2 protein-coding genes are annotated in these 613 nt (G+C 62.6%); both read right to left on the minus strand.

Annotation, left to right across the window (positions count from 1 at the left end; translation table 11 throughout):
- Positions 1 to 152: IS66 family insertion sequence element accessory protein TnpB (gene tnpB, locus Q6D67_RS22050; RefSeq protein ID WP_370552026.1), on the minus strand; the 152-nt coding region annotated here is incomplete at its 3' end.
- Positions 149 to 523, minus strand: a complete 375-nt coding sequence (locus Q6D67_RS21685; protein ID WP_304707932.1) for a hypothetical protein — start codon at positions 521 to 523, stop codon at positions 149 to 151. The genes Q6D67_RS21685 and tnpB, both read right to left, overlap by 4 nt.
- Positions 524 to 613 lie beyond the last annotated feature (90 nt).

Below are 613 nucleotides of genomic sequence, written 5' to 3' on the forward strand. Positions count from 1 at the left end.
CGGCGATTGCAGAACACGAACAGCTGCTCCGAGAACGGGTTCAGTTCCAGCGCCTGCTCGACCAGTACCGCGAGTCCGTTAATGCCCTTGCGGAAGTCAATCGGGTTACGGTGCAGGTAGACCTCGAGATTGTCGTTGCCGGGGCGCATCATGACAGCGACGCCGCGGCGTTCAAGACAGCGCTCAGCGACTGGCCATCAACCGCGCCGCTGAAGTTGACGGTCGTGCCGTTGGGCAGCTGCACGCTCCATTGCGTTGTTGGCGGCGATGGCGCCACCTGTACCCGGGCGAACGGCGCGGTGATCGAGCGCTTTGGTGTGCCCCGCTGCGCGAGGTCTTTGCGGGCAGTGTACATCGCCTTGACACTGAGGCCATGCGCCTGCGCGTAATCCTTCGTGGTTTGATTGGCCTTGGCACAGGCGCGCAGATGCTCGAGCCAGAACTGCTGGCGTTCAGTGAGTGCGGTCGGGGTGTCATATGCAGCGGCGTCGCTGCTGACGGATGGCGGAGAAACCTCTGACATGGGACTTGCCCTCCGGGGCTGACCATTCGGAGGGTGCAGCTTGCACAGTTCAGGGCGGCGTTGGCAGGGCGTAGATTATTTTGCGCTTAC

It is taken from the genome of Haliea sp. E1-2-M8 (genome assembly GCF_030649675.1).
Lineage (GTDB): Bacteria > Pseudomonadota > Gammaproteobacteria > Pseudomonadales > Halieaceae > Haliea.